Raw genomic sequence first — 21,091 nt, forward strand, 5'->3', positions numbered from 1 at the left:
TCACACTTTCCATCAATTGCTCCGCGCTGTGCTGCTTGAACACAGGTGAAGTCTTCAAGCTGAATACCTGTCCGCTCCTTGCTACTACGATCAGCTGGGAGTTCGTGTCCTGCACACTGCTGAACGTTCGAGTGAAGAAATTCGACAGCTTCATCGATATCTCTAGAATCCCGTTATGTGTTATGTTGTCCGCAAATTTGAATTCCTGCAAGTACGTCATGACGGGCTCATTCAGCGATGGTTCGGATGGTGAATCGGTGAGAACTTTTTCGTCCTGTACAATCTCCCACCAGGGCAAACCGCTCTGTTTCATCACCTTATCATGCCAGGGTTTGTCCTGAATACGTGACTCCTGTAGGATGACTGGCCAAATCTCATTCACATAAGGGTTGGCCGTGAACAACCGGACATTCGCAATTCGTGGATTGTTGAACAGAAAATATTGAAAGCTGCTGACCACATCATTCTTAATATGAAGAACACCAGCTGCATCCTGTCGTTGTTGAATTTGCAGATAACCGTTCATTTCCCCGTTGGATAACGAAAGCTGGGCGGTCCATTTCATCAGCTCCACGTTATTCTCAATGTTCTTTTTCTCGGCCGCCAGCACATTATCGTTGTTCACCGTTATTTCTTTTATTGTATTGGCGGACTCTTCATTAAGCATATACCAGAAGAATAGAATAACCGGTATGAAGATAACGAACACAAATGACAGGATCAGTTTGACTTGAAACGAAAGTTTAAACACAATTGCACATATCCCCGATAACCAACGTTTTGCCGGGAATCCCATCTCCTGCTTCACCTACTGCTTCTTCTATAGAACTATTAATTGAGCGACGACTTCAGCTTCTGTACATTTCGTTCATAGGCTGTTTGTTTGGCGAACTTAATGCCCTATTATTGGGGATACCTACCATATAAAAGCAGACTTACATTGCTAGAAGGTTATTGCAAGTAAAAGAAAAGTTTATATTACAGGTAGGGGTTGCAAGGCTACTATATTTCAGGTTTCCTAAGCCGCTAATGTGAATAAGCGAGCAAGACAAGGAAATATTCCTTTGTCTTGCTTGCTTATTCACGTTAGCTATGATGTTCTATTACGTGATAGATCATGGCATTTGCTTCTGCTCTCGTGCTCAAGCCTTAGTTTGACATCCAACTGGGGGCGCTTTATTGAAAATAGTTCTCCCAGCTTCGAATAGAAATCACCCGCGAGCCGGCTTATAGGCTGAAGTTTATTAGGATCAATCCGTCCATCCTGATATAAAGATTCATGAATATGGAAGTGAACGATGCGCCCGATCAATAGATCGCACCCTGGCATTGCTGCACTCGGAACAGGAGTTAAGCCAGCCCATTCGACCTCGCTTTCGTGTGACGGCAAGCTGACCGCTGTAAGATTGATAGCCTCAATATTCGACTCATCCGAAATGTGAACGACGAACGCTCCCTTTTCTATCGCATTTCTTGCGGTGTCCTTCTGTTTGCCCTGCTGCCGTTGTACGGAAATCGACAGCATAGGCGGATTTGAAGTTACGATATTAAAATAGCTGAAAGGAGCGGCATTAAGTATGCCGTCTGTCGATAAAGTCGTCACAAACGCTATCGGCCGAGGAAGAATACTCCCGATTAGCAGCTTATAATTGTCCCGTTCCGTTTGATTGTTGGGATTGATCGATATCAAAGTTACCCTTCTTCCACTTTTAAAGTATGTGAACAAGGTTAGGAATCGAAATGCTTTTTGAACCAATGAGCTGCCGCATTAATTTCTTGATGCGTTAACTGATGACCTGCATGTTCCCAGTGTATTTCAACGGAAGAGCCTGCACCTTCCAATAGCGACTGCAGCTCTCTGGTTTCTTGTTGAGAAGAGATTGGATCATTCGTTCCGGCACCAATAAATATAGGGATATGAGCTAATTCGCGAAGTATTACACCACGACGAGGAACCATGGGATGGAATAGAATTGCACCTCTTAATGCATTCCTACAATGAAACAAGAGGCTTCCCGCAATGTTGGCACCGTTAGAATACCCAATGGCCACGACATTCCGGCGGTCGAATTCATATTGGTTCGCTGCTTGATCAATGAATCCGTTCAACTCTTCCGTTCGAAACAAAAGGTCTTCCTCGTCAAAAATACCCTCAGCCAATCTCCTGAAAAATCGAGCCATTCCATTCTCCTGAACCTCGCCTCGAGCACTTAGAGCATTGGAGTCCGGAGCGATCTTCTGAGCAACCGGCAATAAATCGTATTCCGTCCCGCCCGTGCCATGTAATAAAAGAAGTGTCGGCAGTTTCGGATTTGAGCCTTTTTGAAAAATATGCTTCATGGCTTGAACGACTCCAATTCGCGTACTTGAATGGGCGGCAAGTTTTTTTCAATTTCAGCACGATTGCGTTGGAACCATTCTGGCAGCATTAATGCCTCACCTAAGCGATCTTGAGGCTCATCCTTTGCAAAACCCGGCGGATCCGTCGCAATTTCAAACAAGATGCCGCCTTCTTCCCGAAAATAGATGGCATGGAAATACTGCCGATCAATGATCGGTGTAGGGTGGAAGCCGTTGTTCTCAACATGGCTTCTCCATGCTGCGTGGTCTTCATAACCCTTGACTCGCCATGCGATATGATGAACGTTACCTGAACCCATGATCCCGCTCCCTTCCTCCCGCTCTAATTGCAAGCCGTCACGATCCGCAAATTTTACGGTACTCTTGTACGACACTCCTTCTTTTATATGAAAAAGATTTACTTGATTCCTATGATAGGGCAAAATGAATTAGCAAACCATTCCTTCATTTCTATACATTGTATAGCTAAAATCTATATATCCAGCACGCTGGCATCTATCTCCTTGATCGATTTCTTACCACAGCCCCAATGCCAAAAGCCGAGTATTTCTCCCTGCTTAATTGGAACGCAATGTATTTCTGCATTTGATCCTCTCTCCTACATAAAGAATCGTCCCTTAGACTTTCGAGCAAAGATGTTGGTATAAGCTGCTCCAAGTCCATGACGAACCCCCAAGGGAGGATCTAATATAAGCAAGCTTCGTATTGTGATGGGAATCGAACCTGCATGAACGGGCTATGATCCGAGGTCATCGCCTCGCGGTGATGGCTTCCTTTGTGGGTGTGAAAAAAACCAGCTCAGCAGCTGATCTCAGACTGTGGACAAAGCCCTGTTTTTTTAGGGCTTTGTTTTTTTATGCATGGTTTTGAATACCATGATTTCGAAAAAGCGAATTCTCGTATAAAATTAAGATGATCTGCCCTCATCCTGCTTTCTTGGCAAGGTGGTTGGCGATCTTTTTCGCGTTCTGACAGATGGCGGTCATGAAGGCCTGTTCCTGCACTTTATTCTTCCCGCGGAACCGGCAATAGCGAAGTCCGTGCAGCTCTTTGGCATCCGCGAAACTTCGCTTAATAGTTTGGTACCGTAATCGGTACAAGCCATCCACTAGGGAACGTATCCCCTTGACATTCTCGATTTAAACCTCATAATTTCCCTATTTGCAATGGCTGTAGTCTGCCAACTTTTTCGATTGTTCTAGAAAAGAATCGATACATTTTTGAACAGAAGGATTATTATAATGATACTTTTTAAAAATAAGCTTGATCTCACGAACAGGCGTTGGATCTATGAGACGAATCATTTTCAATTGCTGACCAAAGTTTCCAATTAAAGAAGCAGGTAAAATAGCTACCCCCATCTTTTGCAGTACCATAAAAAGAAGAATTGCCATGGAAGTTGACTCAAACTTTGATTGCAAGGATTTGGTGATCTTAGCGCTGAATGTATGAAGTTGCTCGATTAAACTTATATCACTAACAAATAAGGAAGATTCTAAATCTTCTAGCTCTTGAAAAGAAATAAAGGTTCGATCTGCCCATGGATGATCCGCATAAACGACCAATACTTGTTCTTCTTTATACAGGTGCATCATATGAATTTCTTTGTTTGGATCATGATTGTCGATAATGCCAATATCGATACTATTATTCAATAATTGCTGTGATATATTTTCTGCACTGGCAAATTTTAAAGTAGTATCAGGATACTGTTCATGGAATTTCAAAAAACGAGGTTTTAAACAAGAAAAGTCCATAGGTGAGATTCCTATCGAAAGTTTATTTGTTCGGGCATTGCGTAACTCGTGAGTTTCTTTCTTAGATTCTTCGATGAGCCTCATCACGGAAAGAGCTTTTTCGTAAAGTATTTTCCCGGCAGCTGTAATCTTTACCCCTCTACCAGCTCTCTCAAACAAAGGGGTTCCAACTTCTACCTCTAGAAAGCGGATCTGTTGACTTAAAGTAGGTTGAGAAATCATTAAAATGTCTGCAGCCTTAGTAAAGCTTCCTTCTTTGCAAATTTGAATGAAACATTCTAATTGCCTGAACATGAAAGATTCACCTCAACCTCACTCCTATTTTCCCAATAGAGTTGTAACTGTGTAATACCATCATCCCGCGTCTCCCATTCTTACATATGAATCTATCTCTTGAACGAATATGCGTGCAGTGGACCTCATACTAACGGAATTAAGATATACAAGAGATATATCCCAACAAGGAGCATGGCCTTCTAATTTTATAATACGCAAAGAATCGTCCCTTATACTTTCGAGCAAAGATGCTGGTATAAGAGCTGCTCCAAGTCTATGGCGAACCCAATGAATCAATACTGAAGTGGAGGACGTTTCTATGGTCGACTTCAAGGTAAACCCACACGAGAAACAATACCTTTCAATTAATGATTTGTTTTGTTCTAGAAACATGATCGAATTCATTTGCTTCAAGGATCGGAAAGGAATCGAAGATTTATCGGCCAAAGGATGTTCTGAGTGAATCAATAGCGCCATTTCTTGTCTATACAAATGAGTCGAAATGACCGAAGCATCAGAAATCGAATTTGCAGTGATTCCAAAGTCTACCACTTGCTCCAGAACTTTTTTCTCGGCATCCTCTGCATCGATAATTTTCAATAAAATATTCGGGTACTTTTGGTGAAATCTCATGAAATAAGGAGCAAGATATTCAAGTTCAGCAGGACAACACCCAATAGAAATTGTTTCTCTAGATATATTGTTTCGGCCATATATTTCATTTCGTGCATCTTCAAGAAGATTCATAATAGCGTTGCCCTTATTCAAGAGAATTTTCCCCGCTTCCGTTACTTCAACCCCCCTACCTACCCGATTGAACAATGGAATATTATACTCGTCTTCCAAAACCCGAATTTGCTGGCTTAGTGTAGGCTGAGTCACACCTAATTCTTCTTTAGCTTTGGTGAAACTTCCCGATTTGCATATTTGAATAAAATATTCAAGCTGGCGCAATTCCATAGTGTATCCCCCTTAGTTAGATGTACAGACCATCAATGGTAAAATCGAGGACGCTATAAGAATGTGAAAGAAAAATTTTAGTTCCGACCCAACTGATCCTTCGTATAATAGCTGATTGGTAGTGATGAGCGTGATCGGGGTGATCTCTGGATGACAATGACTTTGTAATCATTATAAGACGAACCTGTCATATAATATATCCGCTTGATTTCGGGTGAGGTTACTAGATTTTAGGGTTGGTCCGTGTAGTCTGAAAATATGAAGATCAGCCTGTTCAACATGGCCGATTACCTGAACCTGTCTCGCAACTATGTCACTTCCAACTCTCAGCGCAGGGGAGCGTTGTCGATTTTTCGTCTCTACTTTAAATAAAATGGACCTTCAGCATGTACTGAAGATCCATTTATTAAAATAGTAAACCATTTATTAATATTTGTTAACTACAGGTAACCCACTCATACAATTTGCCGAATGAATGCATCTTTCTGGGTGAAATAAAACTTCGATATCTTTCCCTACATATCGCTGGAATTCATCAGACACTTCCTTTCACACTCCTATATAAACTCAAGCCGATAACTTCGCATACACAATAAAAAATATCATGATTTTTCCAATAATTACAAAATTAGGTGCGATATAAACATTGTCCACCGCAAAAAAACAACCTAGCAGTCCTAATAATGTCGCCAAATGATAGGTTTTCAGCCTTAGATGTTTATGTCTGTATCGGTTAAAAACGAATGATGTAGAGATAAAATAAAGCAGAACTGATCCGAAAATAAAAGCCAACATAAATGGATAATGCAGTTGTTCCTGAAATATTAATTGGATCGAAGCAGCTATTAAGCCCATGGATACATATATGAATAAATGACCATAAATAATCGTTTGGCCAGCTGTTTGTATATCCTTCCTCACTTTCCTTTCAATACTATCAAAATATTGCCACCACATGGCAATCACTAATATAAAAGTAAATAAGGCGAACAACATAGTTGCCCAGTTCCAGTAACTAGACTGCAAGACCGAAAGGATACCAATGACCGACTCGCCAATAAGAATAAGTGTAAATAATGCAAAGCGTTCCAATAAGTGATGGGTATGTGTGGGTGTTATTATCAGATACCGCCGGCCGTATAACGGCTGCATGATATCTACGGCAATTCCAGTATACAGAATTGCATAACGGATCCATGAGTCACAGAAAAGTGAACAGCAAGAAATGAATATCCCAATCCAAAATCGCGTCCCCAAATATCGAGCGGTCATCCGCTGATGTGTGCCATTTGATTTGTGTACGGTAAGATATTGAATTGCTGTCAGCGCTCTCGAACCAATATAACCTACAAGGAAGGGAATATAGTATCGATCGAAATCTACGGATAGACTTGCTGTCATAATTAAAGCAAAGAATAATTGAAAGATCATGAATTTTCGATGAGTTCCTATATCTTGGCCAAAACGATTATTAAAGAGAGTTTGTCCCACCCATCCCCACCAAATTGGTATGAATATTAAAACAAATTTGGTTAAGTATTCAAAGGGAATGATCCCATGGTCTGCATGCAACAAGATGTGGTTCGATTTTGACACTGCCGCTACAAAAAGCAGATCATAAAAAAGTTCCAGCCATGTTACCTTTTTCTCGACCATACTAATACTCCCTTTTTATCTAACAATTTTACTTATTTACCAGATAAGCCGCGACTTCGGCTAATCGTGAAGCATAGCCCCACTCATTATCATACCATGCTGCGATTGAGAGAATTTCTCCTTGTACTTGGGTCAAAGGAAGGTCAATGATGGAGGAATGGGAATCGCCTACAATACGAGAAGACGCCCATTCCTCTTCCAAAACGTCCAAGACTCCCTTCAACTCGCCTTCCACAGCGGCTCTGCGGAACATATCGTTCACCTGTTGGACCGTGCACGGCTTTTCCGTCACCAGGTTTAATTCAGCAATACTGCCCGTACGAGTTGGAACTCGGTATGCCTTACCCGTAATCTGCAGATCGTTCCAAATGAACTTCAATGCTCTTGCAGCTCCGGATGAGGAAGGAATGATATTTTCCGCAGCGGCCCATGAATCCCGTCGATCCTTCATAGGCTGATCGGTTAGTGATTGTGTGTTCGTATAGGAGTGAACTGTTGAGAATAAACCGAATTTGATCCCGAAATTTTCCCTGACGACTTTGATGACCGCTGCCAATGCGTTGGTTGTACAGCTCGCCATACTTATGATCCTGTGCTTGACCGGATCAAACTGATCCAGATTTATTCCTTTCAGCAACACGGCATCGCAATCTTCAAAAGTTTTGCTTGGGCCGCTAACCAGCACTCTATTGGCACCACGTTCCAAATGGACCTCGGCAACGGAACGGGTAACGGCCCGGCCTGTGCAGTCGATAACCAAGTCCACATCCAATGCCTTCCAATCCGGGACTTCCTTCGACGAATTGATAAACTTTATTTCCCTGCCGCCGATAACGATACGGCCTTCATGCCCGGAAACATCTTCAGGCCAGCGTCTATAGTTGGTATCCACTTCGAATAGCGCCGCTAGCGTCGCCTCATCTTTGATGTCCGAAATGGAAACCGGAACAAAAAGCTCTTCCTGCAAAGCGACTCTTAGCAATTGCCTGCCAATGCGCCCGAATCCGAATATCGCTATTCCACCCATATTTTCCTCCATTTGATCATATATTGTATTTATAAATCGATGTTATGCGAAGATTCAGAGAGGTGTTACCATTATTTCACCGTAATCTTCGTTATCATCGTGCTGTGGCCGCTGCCACACATGAAAATGCAATTGATCGTGTACTCGCCGGGTTTGTCAGGCGTCCAGGTGACGTCTTTCGTTGCATTTTCGGCGACTTGCGCGATCTTCGAGTCAGTGCCGACGATGGCGAAACCGTGCATGCCCTGCTTCGAAGTGACGGTGAAATGGATCGGCGTTCCGGAGGTAAATTCGGTTTTATCCAGCTTCCACTCAAAATTGGACGCTTCGGCCTTCACTTCGACAGCAGCGGAAGCAGCCGGTTTGGCCGAGGCAGCGTTTTTGTCGACGGGCGCTGCATCTTTCGCCGCCGGAGCGGCAGTGTCTTTGCCGCAAGCGACAAGCTCTAAGGCGAAGAGGAGAATCAGCAAGGATATAATCGATAATTTCACAGTACGATTCATAATCACACCTCTATCCTAAATTTGTTGTATGTTCCCCAGCACTTTCGTGCCGCGTGGCTTCGTCACGAGCGCATCCGGCTCGGGCGTAATGCCGAAGCCGCCGATCTGGACGTCACATTCCCCCTTAGGGAAAGAACGGATGATGGAGGAAACGAGTTTGGAGTTTGGCCAGTGGCAATAAATCTTGCTCCGTTTCGCCTGTGAAAAAGGACAAGTGTAGGCACGTGTAAGCCGCTCCCTTTTCAAAGATATGTCTCATCTTTTGTCTCCATCTAGCGCCCTCACTTCAATTGGCAGCAAGTTAGCTTCAATTTTACCACGTACGGGTTCAAGCCATTCCGGGAGCATCAATTTTTCACCTAATGCATCAGGAGTTTCATCTCGTGCGAAACCTGGAGGATCGGTTGCAATTTCAAATAAGATGTGCCCATCTTCCTGGAAATAAAACGCATTGTAATATCGCTGGTCTACATTATGAGTAGGTACATAGCCACCCTCACTAACTTTCTGGAACCATTGCTCATGCTCCTGAAAGTCTTTTGCACGCCAGGCAATGTGATGAACGGTACCTGCCCCACCATGTCTCCATTGCTTATTCTCAAAAGGAACATCGATCAGGTTCCCGATATGTCCGAATGATTGAAAACGAGCGTAACCGACGTCTTCACCTACTTTTTTCAATCCCAATACGTTTTCAAGCATATGCATCGTTTTCTCTGCTTTCATGCTGAAAAGAACAGCACCGCCAAATCCTTTTATCGCTCTGTCCGTAGGAATTCCGTCAAACGACCACTCGCTGTTCAATCCATCTTCGCGCTCAACAATTTCAAGATGAAGCCCTTCGTGATCCCTAAACTGAAGGTATGATTCTTGAAACCGGACTGACTTTTGTGGGGTTATGCCGAAGCTGTTGAGCCGCTTCTCCCAAAAGTCGAATGAGCCGGGCGGCACGACAAACGTAGTTATTCCTACTTGCCCCCCGCCTACTTCTCCAGGCCTAGAGTCGGGCCAGGGATAGAAAGCCATAATGGAACCGGGGCTTCCGGATTGATCGCCGAAATACAAGTGGTAAACTTCCGGCGTGTCGGCAAAGTCGATGGTTTTCTTTACGAGCCTAAGACCAAGTATGCCTGCATAAAAATTGACGTTCTCCTGCGGATTACGAGCCAATGCAGCAATGTGATGGATTCCTGCAGTTTCTAATGTCAAATATGATCACCCCTAACTTTAAGATCGGACTATTTAACCCGATAATGGTAGCTCTTCTTTGGAGCGGAAACATTTCCATCGAATAAGCCAAAACCGACGGTGGGAACATGGATGCCAAAATGCCGCCCCGTACCTACTTAGTATCATTCGGTATCGATTTATCCCCTCCAAGGTTGAGTTAAAAAGATCAATGGTGATTCTAATTCAACAGCTTTTGAATCCACGGGATAAGCCGTTGTCCGAGAAACATGCCGAAGAGCCCTATCAACCCTAACATTGGAGGAGCTGGAGACGGTATACGGAGAGATTGAAAAACAACCCCTATCACGATCCCAGCACCTAACGCTAATAATATAGACCACATAAAATCTGCCTCCTCTCTCGGGAAACTTGGACTAAAATATTCTTCCCCATAATTTTATTAGCATCATAAGGTGTCCATCAATATGGATATATCTATACAACATATAGGAAATGCCTATGTTTCTTAGACACTGTTACCGCCACGAAATGTTTAATGATCCAGGTATTGGCCGCATCAGTAATATCCGTTTTATTTGATCGGGTAGTGCCTGCCATTGAGAAATTAAAACAGACGCTATTCGATAAATCAGAACAGTTCAAGGGCGTAGTCAAAGTGGACGCACCCATTTGCAGGAATGCACCCGGTCCCGAAATGTCGTTAGAAGACATGTTTGGAGGATAGTAAAGAGTGGGTAAAACAGAACAAAGTAGAAGCAAGTCGGGTAAATATCTTTACAGTTTTCGTTACCAAGCGATTGAGCGAAGCTTCGTGGATGCAAAAGAGCCCCCCCGGGCTTCGCTATTGCTGTTTCCGCGTGGTTCCGTTATTGTTGTTCCAGAATTGATTAGAATTTTCTATGCACCGTGGCGAAATTGACGGTTTGTTGCAGAATTCGTTAGAAAAAATATTTTAGCCTTTCAACTGCACATGCATATATACATTTATTTCAAACGAATTTTAGTTTTACGTATTTTCCATTTTCATTGTTCTCGATCCCCATATAAAAAGCGTATCGAATGATGTTTTCACGGATAGCATCTATCATACCGTAAATTTCATGCATGTAAGCATGGGCTGAGTTTCATTTCTTTACCAGAGCGGATTTATCGGTGTGGCACCCGCCCAATTTAACAAAACTGAGTACGCCAATTGCGCCGTCTGCGTGAACGTTTTCCCTACTTTACAACTTCTCATACTGAGCGTAAATCCTTCGATCACGGCGTCTTCGTCGACCTCAATTAATTATAGATTTCTCAACAATTTTGAGAATCTATCCTCACTAATTCTGAAAATTTTCTTGAAAAAATTGGTTAGACATAGAAGAAAAAGAGGGCAAACCCGGCTGACTGTTTTATGTAACGAACAAGGGCTATGGGATTCATTGTCAACCATCCCAAAATGATTTCGTTTGAAGTCGGCTCGAAAAAGGTTTCCAAAGTCCCATGCAGTGTAGCCGGCGAGGAGCCGGCATATTTTGTTTGCGGGAGTCCCAAAGCATATTGACGAGCCACTTGCGCCCATCATCGTCGTGAAACAAAGACGGATCGAATCCACTGCTATTCAGGTAAATAGGCTCCGACCAAGGCCCACTAATATCCGTAGCTGTTACCAAATAGTTGTGGGTATCCTTGAAAGCTCCAACTGCTTTTTACATCCGTGTAGATCAAATAAAAAACACCGTTCTGATATGATGAATTTGAACACCGGGAAACCATTCAAACGTAGACGTGGCAATATAGTAATTCTCATCAACCCTAAGAATAGAAGGATCTGGATTGAATCCTGGCAAAATCAGTTCGTAATATAGCTCATTTCATACTTCCCCTCCTAATTGTTTTGCACAGCCAAAGCTTTTTTCCCCGCTTCCAAGACAGCAAGAATCCGATCCACATCATAAACGCTCCCTGTCCAGGTTCCTCCGCTGACAGATTGTAATGCAGCCCATAAACGAGTATCGTCAGGAAGTCTTTCGTCTGCGGCGAGCTCCGGGTGAGGGACTCGGGCAGCAAGCACACGTGCTCCTTCTTCGGGGGTCAGCACTTCGTCACCATCGCCTAGAAAATGGATGCTGCCTTCCAAGCTGTTACGATCAACTACGATGTCAATCGTATCTCCATCCCGCAGCTTACCAATCGGTCCGCCAGCTAACGCTTCAGGTCCAACATGACCGATACAGGCACCTGTGGATACGCCCGAAAACCGAGCATCGGTAATTAGGGACACGTATTTGCCGAACGGCAAATGCTTTAGAGCTGAGGTTAATTGATAGGTCTCCTCCATCCCCGTACCCGATGGTCCGCGCCCCATCAACACCATAATATCACCGGCTTGAATACCGCCGATCTTGATTGCCGAGATAGCCGCTTTCTCTGAGGTAAACACCTTGGCTTTGCCCCGATGGCGGTAAACCCCATCCGCTCCAACGGTTGTCGGGTCAATCGCCGTCGATTTAATCACTGATCCTTCCGGAGCCAGATTCCCCATAGGAAACGTAACCGTCGAGGTCAATCCCCTTTCTTTGGCACGTTCTGGACTCATGATGACGTTGTCCGGATCTATGCCGTCCATTTCCATAAGCAGACTTCTCATCCGCCCTCGGCGCTCGCTCGTTTCCCACCAATCCAGTACAGTCCCCAGCGTTTCACCGGTTACTGTCAACGCATTTTCTTTTAGTACCCCCAGACGGCGGAGATGCAGCATCACTTCCGGCACCCCTCCGGCCAGAAACACTCGAACAGTCGGATGATATTCCGGACCATTCGGCAAAACGCTGACTAGTCTTGGTACGTCTTTATTGACACGAATCCAGTCTTGAACGGTCGGAACGGGCAGCCCTGCCACATGAGCGAAGGCAGGAATGTGCAGCAGCAAATTGGTCGATCCGCCAAAGGCCGCATGAACAACCATCGCATTATGGATGGACGCTTCGGTCAAAATATCCTTCATCCGGATTCCCTTTTCCTCGAGCGTCATCATAGCGCGGGCCGACTGCCTGGCCATCTCTTCCCATACGGGCTGTCCCGATGGTGCAAGCGCAGCGTGAGGCACCGTCATGCCCATAGCCTCTGCAATAACCTGCGAAGTAGCTGCCGTTCCAAGAAACTGGCAGCCTCCACCCGGTGTGGCACAAGCCCGGCAGCCGAGGTCGGCAGCGTCTTCCAGACTGATTTCACCATTAGCATACCTTGCACCTATGGTTTGGATTTTCCCAGCGTCCTCGCCCTCCGTGGGGGGTAATGACACTCCGCCGGGCACAATTACGCAAGGAAGTTCGTGCATCCCGGCCAGAGCAATCATCATGGCGGGCAATCCTTTGTCGCAGGTTGCTACACCGAGCACGCCTTTGCGCGTCGGCAAGGAGCGGATGAGACGCCGGAAAACGATCGCTGCATCGTTGCGGTAAGGAAGAGAGTCAAACATGCCTTCCGTACCCTGGGACCTACCGTCGCAAGGGTCGCTCACATATCCGGCGAAAGGAACCCCACCGCTTTCCGTGATCACCTCTGCTGCAGCCTGCGTCAGCAGGCCAACTTCCCAGTGACCGGTATGATAGCCGAGTGCGACGGGACTGCCATCTTCCTTACGTATGCCTCCTTGCGTGCTTAACAAAAGATACTGTTTACCCTTCAGGCGGGAAGGTTTCCACCCCATTCCAACATTTTGGGTAAGACCGAACAATTCTCCGCTTGGAGCATGCAATAACATTTCTTTTGTTAATGGCAATGAGCCTTTTGGGCCTTGCGCGTGCGTACGGATCGTAAACAAATCGTTATTTTCATGAGCCATAATCGATTTTAATTGCTCTTTCATCAACCCTCACCCTTCCGAATTAGGTTTTATAGCAAAAGTGATACGCTTACGCTTTGAGAAATACCGTTTTTATCGAGGTATAAAATTCGATTGCCGCCTGACCTTGCTCGCGCGAATGAGAACTGGACTGCTTCATCCCGCCGAATGGGGCCTGCAGCTCCACCCCGGCTGTCTCGGAATTAATTCTTACCAAACCGGCGTCCATATCTTGAATAAACGAAAGAATATTGCTTATGCTTTGCGTGTAAATGGAAGCGCTCAGACCATAATCCGAATTGTTAGCCAGTTGAATGGCTTCTTCCATGGTTTCGACTTGAATTAGCGCGAGGACCGGGCCGAAAATCTCTTCCCGGGCAATCGCCATTTCTGGCGTTACTTTATCAAACACAGTGGGCTGAATATAGAAGCCTTCGGCGAGATCTGGATGATCCGGTGAAGCACCGCCGAACAACAGCTCAGCTCCTTCCTCTATTCCTTTTTGAATGTAGGACTGCACCGTTCTTAGCTGATTTTCGTTTGCGCAAGGGCCGAGCCATGTACCGGCATCTAATCCATGACCAACTGTTAAACCTTTTAATTTGCTCAGGAGCTTTTCTTTGAAAGTTTCATACACATCACGCATCACAATGACACGGCTTGTTGCCGTACATTTCTGTCCTGTCGACCGGATTCCGCCACTGATCGTCGCGTCAACCGCCAAATCCAAATCGGCATCCGCAGCGATAATGATCGGATTTTTCCCGCCCATCTCAAGCTGGTATTTCGCCCCTCTGGCTAGTGCCGCCTGACCGACCCGTTTGCCAACTTGATTGGAGCCGGTAAATGTGATTCCGTTTACATCCGGATGCTCTGCAAGTCCTTGCCCGATTATAGATCCGCTTCCGGTCACTAAATTGATAACTCCGGCAGGAAGTCCCGCTTCAGCGATGCATTCTACGACTTTGGCAGCCGTCACCGCCGTCTCCTGAGCAGGCTTCAGCACGACCGTATTACCATAAATTAAGGCTGGCGCCATTTTCCATATCGGAATCGCCACTGGAAAATTCCAAGGTGAAATAACTCCGACAACCCCAAGCGGTATACGGGTCGTAAACATCAGCGCTTCGCTGTCCGTGGAGGGTATCACTTCACCGATCTTCCGCATCCCTTCACCGGCATAGTAGCGCAGGATGGCGATCCCTCGTGCCGTTTCGCCTTTTGCTTCCGGCAATGTTTTGCCCATTTCACGCGTCATCGTCTCGGCAATTTCATCGATGCGTCTTTCCAGCGCATTGGCCGCTTTAAACAAGTAGTCGCCTCTTGCCGAGCCCGATAACTTTCTCCAACCTTGCTGTGCCGCTTTGGCGGACGCAACCGCTTGGTTCACTTCCTCCAATGACGACGACTGCACATAGCCCACGACTTCACTTCTTTTGGCAGGATTTATGCTGGGGACGGTTTGCCCAGTGCCGGCTGGACACCATTCACCGTTAATATAGTTTAAATAGGTTTGCCCTCCAACAAATACAGATGCCATATATATTCCTCCTTGAATGTATGTATTTTATAAATCAAATGTATAATTACAGATTAGCTTCTTGCACCTACAACATGATTGACAAGTGTCCCAATACCGGTAATCTCAATTTCGATCCGGTCTCCGTGAGCGAGTGTAAATTCGTTAGGCGGTACAATGCAAGTTCCCGTCAGCAGCACGGTTCCGTCAAACAATACATTATCCCGAATCAAATATTCGGTCAATTCCTCAAGCTTTCGTTTTAGCTGATTGGTATTAGCCGTTCCCTCGACGGCTTTTTCCCCGTTACGATATATTCGGCTTGTAATCTGCAAGTTGTAAGGGTCGTCTACCGTTTCGGCCAAACGGATCGCTGGTCCCAAGGAGCAGGAACGCTTCCATACTTTGGCCTGTGGCAGGTAGAGCGGATTCTCGCCTTCAATATCCCGGCAGCTCATATCATTGCCAATGGTGTACCCTACGATTTTCCCCTTAGCGTTCAGAACAAGCCCTAACTCCGGTTCAGGCACCTGCCACACGGAATCGCTTCGAAGTTGTACGTCGCCGCCCGGTCCTACCGTTCGGGCAGCCGTCGATTTGAAAAAAATCTCCGGACGCACAGCGTCATAAACTTTATCGTAAAAGGTCAAGGCATCCAGTTTGCCTTCGGTTGCCTCATAATTTCGCGCATCCCGGCTTCGCTCATACGTAACCCCAGCAGCCCAAACTTCGGGCGCTTCAATTGGAACCAGAAGCTGCAGCTGATCGACTTGACCTGATAGCACTTCCCTATTTTCGATCGTTTTGAAAACCAACTCGAGCGGTGAAATCTCCGTTTCGTCAGCTTCTTGGATCAAGGTTAAAAAATCGCATTGCGGCAGTGCGAAAATTTGTTCATTGTCATTAACTGCAGCTAGCTGTGAAAGCCCTTCATTTACAAAACGGATAATTCTCATAGATAGCTCACTCCTTGAATTTGTTTTACATTATAAAACAGAGTTCTCGAATTCTAGTGTAAAGAATGCCTGGACTCGACATGCTTTACAAAACTTGCCGAAACCCCAGGGTCTGTGAAATCGTCTCTGCTTCTTTCTTAAGTAGGGCAATATACTGCTTAAACAATAGGTCATCTACCGTTGAAATTAAAGTTGATATGCTGATCGCTGCTACAACCGAACCATTATGTTCGAAAATAGGAGCTGCAGCGCATCGTACGCCCGGTTCGTTCTCCTGATTGTCAATGGAGTACCCTTGCTCACTTACCTGATTCAATTCGCGAAGGAATGCCTCTCTGTCCGTAATCGTCGCTTCTGTAATCTTGGAGAAATGGTAATTCCGAAGGAGCATATCGATCTCATCCTTCGTTCTAAAGGCTGTCAGTACCTTTCCTACCGCGCTGCTATGAAGTGATATTCTGCGACCGATTCGGGAATAGCGAATCGCAGCTTTTTCCCCCTCAACTTTATCCAAATACACGCCTTCCTTCCCATCAAGAATAACGAGATGGGTTGTCTGACCTGTCTGCTCCGACAAAGCAGTCAAGTGCTTTCGGGCAACTGTACGGATGTCCAGGCCTTGCAGCATAAGCTGTCCCTTTTCCAGGAACTTTAACCCTAACTTGTACTTTCCTGTTTCCATATCCTGATTGATATAACCGTGTAACTGAAGCGTTTTCAATAAGGAGTGTATTGTACTCTTGTGAAGCTCCATTCTCGCGCTGATTTCTGTAATTTTCAGCTCTGTCGTATGCTCGTCGAATAAATCCAATATTTTCAATGCTCTGTCCAGCGCTTGAATAATAGGCATGGTATCACTCCTATCCACAAGTCCATAATAATCTTTTACAACCATGGAATCAAGATAAAGTTATTATTTATCACTAAATATACACTGCGGTGTTATTGAAAAATCTTGACAAGGTATTAGCTGGTTTAGTTATTCAACTATAGTTTCCCGTCCCTCAATACTAAGGATTTATCTCATGTATGCTCACTCATCCTCAGGATTTCATCACATTGTACACGAACCTAGAAAACTGAGCCGTTCCTCCAATCTCCTTGGTAGAATATAGGAACAACCCGTAACGTGCCCCTACAAACTGATCCATTTTCCAGACCATATTATGGGTAATACCAAGCTTTTTCCAGTCTTCTCCGTCCATGTAATAAAACTCGCACTCGTCTGTATTGTTCACGAAATTGCCATAAGCCTTCAAAGTAACTTTGTCACTGTCCACTGGAATCCTTGCATATTCCACCCCAGTCTCTTTGTCTACTAGGTTTCCGAAGATCGTTTTATCGTCTGTGGTTCTTGCCAACATGACCAAGTAGTATTGTCCAGCTTCCTTGGTAAGTGCAATGAAGCCATAGGTGCTGATCAAGAAGCACAAGCCTGCATAATCGCCATCCTTTAGCTCGCTTCCATCCAAGGTAACGATAGCTTCGCATGCGGGCCCCATTGTACGCTGTGTCAATGTATTTACCGAAAATGTTAAATTGGGATTGATTTTTCCAGATTGAATACGATATGTACCCGGTTTATCCGTTACGGACCACAAAATATCTGTCGGGATATGATTCCACTGCCAGTAGTCTTTCAGATGAACCTTGCCGTTCTCATCCGGCTTGTAGAAGAAATCATCGCTTCCGACCAAAGGTTTGTATTCATATCCGGGTCTAGTACTCGGAATGTCGATATATGGGGGTGGCTTCCTATCGAATACCGGAACATCATTTTCCCAATGCAAAGGCACCAAGACAGGGATACGGCCAACGGCACCATGATCCTGAAACAAGAGGGCATACCATTTACCATCTGGCGTATCAACGATTCCGCCTTGTGCTATACCTGCATTAAAATACTCCATGTCATCATCAAACACCTCTCCGCCAACAAAGTCCCCCTCCAGGGAATCTGCTACAAAACAGGCTTGTGTTCTGCGACTATGTCTGGACTGTGTAATGTGTATAAAAAATGCGTAATATTTTCCATTAATCTTATAGATATGGGCACCTTCATAACCAAGATGATAAGGTCCTGTCTCCCTCACTATGATCCGGTTTAATCCACCAGGCTTGGGACCGGTCAAATCTTCCTTTAATTCTGTAAGATGAATCTCGGCATTTCCATATATAATATAAACTCTGCCATCATCATCAAACAAAAGTGAGCAATCATGATAGAATCCTTCGATATTCGGGTGCCTCATCCATGGTCCTGTGATTTCAAACGCAGAAAACAAATACGTTTGATGAGTATCGTTTGCTACGAAACATACATAATATTTACCTTGATGGTAACGCAAAGATGCCGCCCACATTCCCTTTCCATAGATCTGTCGGTCACCCTCCAGCCTCTGATCCGGTGTATCATCCAAAGCATCATATACATATGTTGCCACTTCCCAATGGATCAGGTCATACGACCTCAATATTACACACCCCGGCATAAAATGCATGGTCGTACTGACCATATAATAAGTATCCTCCACCCGGATCACATCGGGGTCCGGATAGTCAGCCCATATAATGGGATTCGGGTACATCTGCATTACCCCTTTCCTTCATTTAGTTCCTACAATAAACAGCCATGTTCAATAGTCGTGACGTCTTTCTCAACTCACTTCTTAGCTCGTAGGGCACCCCGATGCTCCAAGGGTGTCAAACCGGTCATTTTCTTGAAAAATCGGGTAAACGAGTGAGCCGCCTCGTACCCCACACGAAAACCGACCTCCGAAATTTTCAGCTCATCCTGCTTGAGCAGCTCTCTTGCTTTTCCAATCCTTGCTTTAAAGAACGTTGCCTGGAATGAGCAGAATCCTATGTTGGTTATTCCAATGTGAACGAAGCTAGACTCGCTCCTCCCGTACCCGTATACGTGAAATACAAGGCTTGTATGCCATCCGGTATAACGAGATCCGTAGAATATTCCTTCCATATATTTGTAAAGTCAACCGATATCTTCCCGAGAGCAGGACCGTCCCATGATGTTTTCACTTCAAAGGCACCACGGCAATATCCACGCACCCTGATTTTGACTTTCTTGATCCCATCGCACTGAAAATATTTAAATCCGGCTGTTGCGGAATCCCTCATATTGGCGATATATCCGATCTCCTCATCTCCATCTTTCCCATCTTGGGTAATCTTCGGAAACCGACAGTCCATCCATTCCCCGGGAGCTCCTGTATACAACGCCTCATCATTGCAAAACAGATTGCAAGCCAGGTACGAAGGATATTCCCCTCGACCGTCAAGCGGCCCTCCATTCGAACCGCAGGATGTCATTTCCACCTGCGGAATCGTACCATCCTCGCGGAATTCGATCTGTTCGATACAACCTTGCCGGCTGAAATTCGTTCCGTTGGTATGTCTATGATAAAAAATGTACCACTTTTCATTCATCTCAACAATGCTACCATGGTTATTGCCGCCATAATACATGGGTTTATTCGCCGGTTTGTATGAGCCGATATGAAGATCATTATTGCTGACAATGACTCCCTGATATACGAAATCCTTTGTTGGACATTTACTGGTCGCGTAGCACAGTTCATGCATGACGATGGATGAATAAATAAAATAATACGTATCGCCTTTCTTCCTTATAGAAGGAGCCTCAAAAAACTCATGCCCTTCGAATCCGCTGCCTTTGCTGTAAGGTTCACTTGGCGCGACAAATACCGGTTCCTCCAAAATCGTGAGCATATCGGGACCCAGGACCGTAGCCATGGCACCGCTTCTTGACTTGTCCCCAGCTGCACAGAAACCGGTATACAGGTACGTTCTTTCTCCTTCTGTCATCACTCCTGGATCAAATTGTGGCTCGTCGCCTTCTCTGTCTCCCAAACGTGTTCCATCGGCATATCGAACATAGCCATAAAATTCATATTTGCCGGCCGGGGTATCACAAACAGCGACCGAAACGATAGAAACCTTGTCAAGGGCATAGTACAAATAATAACGTCCATCCGGACCAACCGTGACATCTGGTGCATACAGACACATGCTTCCATCAGGATTAAGCGGATCATCTGTTTTTTTGTAAATCACGCCTTCATACCGCCAGTCTGCCGGGTCATCCTCAGGTGCCGACCAACAGACATAATCGTTCAAGCAAAACGCATGCCCATTGAAACGGTCATGAGAGCCATATACATAAACTCTGCCGTTAAAAACATACGGTTCTCCATCGGGAATATATTCCCATGATGGAAGATATGGATTTCTTGCTTGTTTTTTCATAATAATCTGTTCACTCCTTGCTAAATTCGATGTTTCTTTCATATACACTGAATATTCTTCTTCCTCGACTCTGAACAACGGTATGAATATCACCTGATTGCCCTGATCGTCATCCACAGCAAATTCCAGCCGGTCCTTTTCACGGTTAACGAGTTTATCATTGATATTCTGATTGGAAACTCCCTTCAGTTGCGAGTTTGACCCGATCTGAGCGAGTAAGATGCTGCCGAACATGACCGCCACCATACCATCTTCACCTTGAAACGGTACTAGATGCAGGAAAGCATCAATGTCAATTTCAATGTAGTCTTGGTCCTGAAACACACGATCTATGACAATATACCTTACCCTTTGAACTGCATGTTCCTTAAGACATCAGTTTAAAGGCCGTAAGTTCAGCAGCTTCAATCACGAGGGTTGACGTAAGTTTATCGGGGAATTCGGTAAACTGTGTGATCCTGACATTCTTTTCACTCCAAGCAATAGTAGATGATATAAAAGCATTTAGCAGTATACTTCCGTCGCTTTTAAACCAAATGTTCTTTTGGAGCTCACTCATCGCCTCGATCCCCGATACCGTGCAGCACCAGAAGGAGTCGTATAGGCCGCTGAATTTCTTAACAACGCCACTTCCCACAGGTTGATGGTATTGAGAAAGTCCTGTTTTATGGCTTGCACTATTAAGTACGGCGTTAAACTTGAGGGATTCCAAATGATTCTGATATTCGATAGACCCGGACCATTCTAGCAGCCGCTCCAAACTCATTCA

The 21,091-nt window shown here is 45.0% G+C and carries 17 protein-coding genes and 5 pseudogenes; 1 reads left to right on the forward strand and 21 read right to left on the reverse strand.

The features are described 5' to 3' along the window. The 12 genes and pseudogenes from AC6RNO_RS11385 to AC6RNO_RS11440 all read right to left on the reverse strand — a co-directional run. Positions 1-751 (reverse strand): annotated as a pseudogene (locus AC6RNO_RS11385) (sensor histidine kinase); the annotation flags it as partial. Positions 752-1,090: 339 nt separating this feature from the next. Beyond that, entirely contained in the window at positions 1,091-1,690 is a 600-nt protein-coding gene (locus tag AC6RNO_RS11390) for a flavin reductase family protein (RefSeq protein WP_474679291.1), read from the reverse strand. Positions 1,691-1,728: 38 nt separating this feature from the next. Continuing rightward, complete coding sequence (locus tag AC6RNO_RS11395) at positions 1,729-2,340, reverse strand: dienelactone hydrolase family protein (RefSeq protein ID WP_497105517.1); 612 nt, start codon at positions 2,338-2,340, stop codon at positions 1,729-1,731. Next, positions 2,337-2,672 (reverse strand): annotated as a pseudogene (locus AC6RNO_RS11400) (VOC family protein); the annotation flags it as partial. The pseudogene AC6RNO_RS11400 and the gene AC6RNO_RS11395, both read right to left, overlap by 4 nt. 612 nt (positions 2,673-3,284) lie before the next feature. Continuing rightward, positions 3,285-3,461: pseudogene (locus AC6RNO_RS11405) on the reverse strand (transposase); the annotation flags it as partial. A gap of 57 nt (positions 3,462-3,518) precedes the next feature. Next, complete coding sequence (locus AC6RNO_RS11410; protein ID WP_488434738.1) at positions 3,519-4,412, reverse strand: LysR family transcriptional regulator; 894 nt, start codon at positions 4,410-4,412, stop codon at positions 3,519-3,521. A 60-nt stretch (positions 4,413-4,472) separates the two neighbouring features. Continuing rightward, positions 4,473-5,354 (reverse strand): LysR family transcriptional regulator, encoded by an 882-nt coding sequence (locus AC6RNO_RS11415; protein WP_474679294.1) that lies wholly within the window; start codon positions 5,352-5,354, stop codon positions 4,473-4,475. A 567-nt stretch (positions 5,355-5,921) separates the two neighbouring features. Beyond that, a complete protein-coding gene (locus AC6RNO_RS11420; protein ID WP_497105518.1) occupies positions 5,922-7,010 on the reverse strand; it encodes a low temperature requirement protein A in 1,089 nt (362 codons plus the stop codon). A gap of 28 nt (positions 7,011-7,038) precedes the next feature. Then, complete coding sequence (locus AC6RNO_RS11425; RefSeq protein WP_474679296.1) at positions 7,039-8,037, reverse strand: type I glyceraldehyde-3-phosphate dehydrogenase; 999 nt, start codon at positions 8,035-8,037, stop codon at positions 7,039-7,041. A gap of 71 nt (positions 8,038-8,108) precedes the next feature. Continuing rightward, positions 8,109-8,540, reverse strand: coding sequence for a cupredoxin domain-containing protein (locus tag AC6RNO_RS11430; protein ID WP_474679297.1), 432 nt, complete (start codon positions 8,538-8,540; stop codon positions 8,109-8,111). Between the two features lie 255 nt (positions 8,541-8,795). Further along, positions 8,796-9,749, reverse strand: a complete 954-nt coding sequence (locus tag AC6RNO_RS11435; RefSeq protein WP_497105519.1) for a VOC family protein — start codon at positions 9,747-9,749, stop codon at positions 8,796-8,798. 199 nt (positions 9,750-9,948) lie between these two features. After that, complete coding sequence (locus AC6RNO_RS11440; protein ID WP_474679299.1) at positions 9,949-10,113, reverse strand: DUF1427 family protein; 165 nt, start codon at positions 10,111-10,113, stop codon at positions 9,949-9,951. Positions 10,114-10,400: 287 nt separating this feature from the next. Between AC6RNO_RS11440 and AC6RNO_RS11445 the strand changes: the two are divergent. After that, positions 10,401-10,588: pseudogene (locus AC6RNO_RS11445) on the forward strand (IS5/IS1182 family transposase); the annotation flags it as partial. Between the two features lie 570 nt (positions 10,589-11,158). On the opposite strand, the pseudogene AC6RNO_RS11450 reads toward AC6RNO_RS11445, so the two are convergent. The 9 genes and pseudogenes from AC6RNO_RS11450 to AC6RNO_RS11490 all read right to left on the reverse strand — a co-directional run bounded on the left by AC6RNO_RS11450 (position 11,159) and on the right by AC6RNO_RS11490 (position 21,088). Continuing rightward, positions 11,159-11,563 (reverse strand): annotated as a pseudogene (locus AC6RNO_RS11450) (family 43 glycosylhydrolase). A 38-nt stretch (positions 11,564-11,601) separates the two neighbouring features. Further along, positions 11,602-13,584 (reverse strand): YjhG/YagF family D-xylonate dehydratase, encoded by a 1,983-nt coding sequence (locus AC6RNO_RS11455; protein ID WP_474679300.1) that lies wholly within the window; start codon positions 13,582-13,584, stop codon positions 11,602-11,604. 46 nt (positions 13,585-13,630) lie between these two features. Beyond that, on the reverse strand, positions 13,631-15,100 hold the full coding sequence (gene gucD, locus AC6RNO_RS11460; protein ID WP_497105520.1) for an alpha-ketoglutaric semialdehyde dehydrogenase GucD: 1,470 nt from the start codon (positions 15,098-15,100) through the stop codon (positions 13,631-13,633). Positions 15,101-15,153: 53 nt separating this feature from the next. Continuing rightward, positions 15,154-16,035, reverse strand: a complete 882-nt coding sequence (locus AC6RNO_RS11465; protein WP_497105521.1) for a fumarylacetoacetate hydrolase family protein — start codon at positions 16,033-16,035, stop codon at positions 15,154-15,156. A gap of 85 nt (positions 16,036-16,120) precedes the next feature. Further along, a complete protein-coding gene (locus tag AC6RNO_RS11470; RefSeq protein WP_474679303.1) occupies positions 16,121-16,885 on the reverse strand; it encodes an IclR family transcriptional regulator in 765 nt (254 codons plus the stop codon). A gap of 193 nt (positions 16,886-17,078) precedes the next feature. After that, on the reverse strand, positions 17,079-18,629 hold the full coding sequence (locus AC6RNO_RS11475; RefSeq protein ID WP_497105522.1) for a family 43 glycosylhydrolase: 1,551 nt from the start codon (positions 18,627-18,629) through the stop codon (positions 17,079-17,081). A gap of 68 nt (positions 18,630-18,697) precedes the next feature. Beyond that, positions 18,698-19,015, reverse strand: coding sequence for a helix-turn-helix domain-containing protein (locus AC6RNO_RS11480; protein WP_474679305.1), 318 nt, complete (start codon positions 19,013-19,015; stop codon positions 18,698-18,700). Then, positions 18,907-20,322, reverse strand: coding sequence for a family 43 glycosylhydrolase (locus AC6RNO_RS11485; RefSeq protein WP_488434959.1), 1,416 nt, complete (start codon positions 20,320-20,322; stop codon positions 18,907-18,909). Before AC6RNO_RS11485 ends, AC6RNO_RS11480 begins: the two co-directional genes overlap by 109 nt. Positions 20,323-20,689: 367 nt before the next feature. Next, positions 20,690-21,088 (reverse strand): beta-L-arabinofuranosidase domain-containing protein, encoded by a 399-nt coding sequence (locus AC6RNO_RS11490; protein WP_488434744.1) that lies wholly within the window; start codon positions 21,086-21,088, stop codon positions 20,690-20,692. Positions 21,089-21,091: the final 3 nt, after the last annotated feature.

Source organism: Paenibacillus sp. sgz302190, from assembly GCF_059820445.1.

Bases quoted from the DNA above. Each gene is read 5' to 3' on its own strand.
- AC6RNO_RS11395 (WP_497105517.1), bottom strand. From the start codon at position 2,340: ATGAAGCATATTTTTCAAAAAGGCTCAAATCCGAAACTGCCGACACTT.
- AC6RNO_RS11415 (WP_474679294.1), bottom strand. From the start codon at position 5,354: ATGGAATTGCGCCAGCTTGAATATTTTATTCAAATATGCAAATCGGGA.
- AC6RNO_RS11465 (WP_497105521.1), bottom strand. From the start codon at position 16,035: ATGAGAATTATCCGTTTTGTAAATGAAGGGCTTTCACAGCTAGCTGCA.
- AC6RNO_RS11440 (WP_474679299.1), bottom strand. From the start codon at position 10,113: ATGTGGTCTATATTATTAGCGTTAGGTGCTGGGATCGTGATAGGGGTT.
- AC6RNO_RS11490 (WP_488434744.1), bottom strand. From the start codon at position 21,088: ATGAGTTTGGAGCGGCTGCTAGAATGGTCCGGGTCTATCGAATATCAG.
- AC6RNO_RS11410 (WP_488434738.1), bottom strand. From the start codon at position 4,412: ATGTTCAGGCAATTAGAATGTTTCATTCAAATTTGCAAAGAAGGAAGC.
- gucD (WP_497105520.1), bottom strand. From the start codon at position 15,100: ATGGCATCTGTATTTGTTGGAGGGCAAACCTATTTAAACTATATTAAC.
- AC6RNO_RS11455 (WP_474679300.1), bottom strand. From the start codon at position 13,584: ATGAAAGAGCAATTAAAATCGATTATGGCTCATGAAAATAACGATTTG.
- AC6RNO_RS11470 (WP_474679303.1), bottom strand. From the start codon at position 16,885: ATGCCTATTATTCAAGCGCTGGACAGAGCATTGAAAATATTGGATTTA.
- AC6RNO_RS11475 (WP_497105522.1), bottom strand. From the start codon at position 18,629: ATGCAGATGTACCCGAATCCCATTATATGGGCTGACTATCCGGACCCC.
- AC6RNO_RS11485 (WP_488434959.1), bottom strand. From the start codon at position 20,322: ATGAAAAAACAAGCAAGAAATCCATATCTTCCATCATGGGAATATATT.
- AC6RNO_RS11420 (WP_497105518.1), bottom strand. From the start codon at position 7,010: ATGGTCGAGAAAAAGGTAACATGGCTGGAACTTTTTTATGATCTGCTT.
- AC6RNO_RS11425 (WP_474679296.1), bottom strand. From the start codon at position 8,037: ATGGGTGGAATAGCGATATTCGGATTCGGGCGCATTGGCAGGCAATTG.
- AC6RNO_RS11480 (WP_474679305.1), bottom strand. From the start codon at position 19,015: ATGGAAGGAATATTCTACGGATCTCGTTATACCGGATGGCATACAAGC.
- AC6RNO_RS11430 (WP_474679297.1), bottom strand. From the start codon at position 8,540: ATGAATCGTACTGTGAAATTATCGATTATATCCTTGCTGATTCTCCTC.